Source organism: Mesorhizobium sp. M5C.F.Ca.IN.020.32.2.1, from assembly GCF_004023105.1.
GTDB classification, from domain to species: domain Bacteria; phylum Pseudomonadota; class Alphaproteobacteria; order Rhizobiales; family Rhizobiaceae; genus Mesorhizobium; species Mesorhizobium wenxiniae.
The window spans coordinates 1-635 of sequence record NZ_RZSX01001553.1; the positions used below are offsets into that span (position 1 = coordinate 1).

General features: G+C 65.2%; 1 protein-coding gene and 1 pseudogene. One reads left to right on the forward strand and one right to left on the reverse strand.

Annotation, left to right across the window (positions count from 1 at the left end; all coding sequences use genetic code 11):
* Positions 1–111, forward strand: a pseudogene (locus tag EOA86_RS41645) (L-idonate 5-dehydrogenase); the annotation flags it as partial.
* Between the two features lie 49 nt (positions 112–160).
* Here the strand turns inward: EOA86_RS41645 and EOA86_RS37395 are convergent.
* On the reverse strand, positions 161–635 hold a 475-nt coding region (locus EOA86_RS37395; protein WP_128345879.1), incomplete at its 5' end, for a DUF3394 domain-containing protein.

The window sequence follows — 635 nt, forward strand, 5'->3', positions numbered from 1 at the left end:
GACGTCCTGAAGCTGGTGACCGCCGAACGCCCCCTCTCCTCGGCCCGCGATGCCTTTCGCCTGGCTGCCGTCCGCTCGCAGAGCGTCAAGGTCGTGCTGACTGCCGACTGATGAGTTTTATCCCGGGGCCTCCCACCAGCTGTTATCAACCGTTGCAGTCTCAGCGCGCCGGCCCGGTTTCCTTCCTGTCTGCCTGCTTACGCGCCCGCGCAAACTGCAGCCCGGCGACGCCGGCGGTCGCAGCGAGCGCCAGGCCGATCGGAATGAGGCTCGAGGGCTGGTCGGCCTTTCTGAGCACCGCCACCACGTCATATCCGACATCCAGCCCGATGCGCTTGGCGTAGGAGCCGAAATCGACATTGCTGATCATCAGCGCGTCGCCCGCTTGCGTGATTGTAAGTCCAATGCCGCGCAGGCGCTCCAGCGGCTCGCCCGGCTCGCCGAGCGGCACATTGACGGTTTTGCGTACATCTTCGCCCATGAGGTCGACACCCTCGACGACGAAATTGATGCGGCCATCGGCCGGCGTCTGCGCGACCGCCGACAGGAACTCGCTCGCCGGCAATTCCTCGTAAGGCGGCGACACCTGGTTGAGCCACCAGTCCGGCCGAAACAGCGTGAAGCAGATGAGAAGC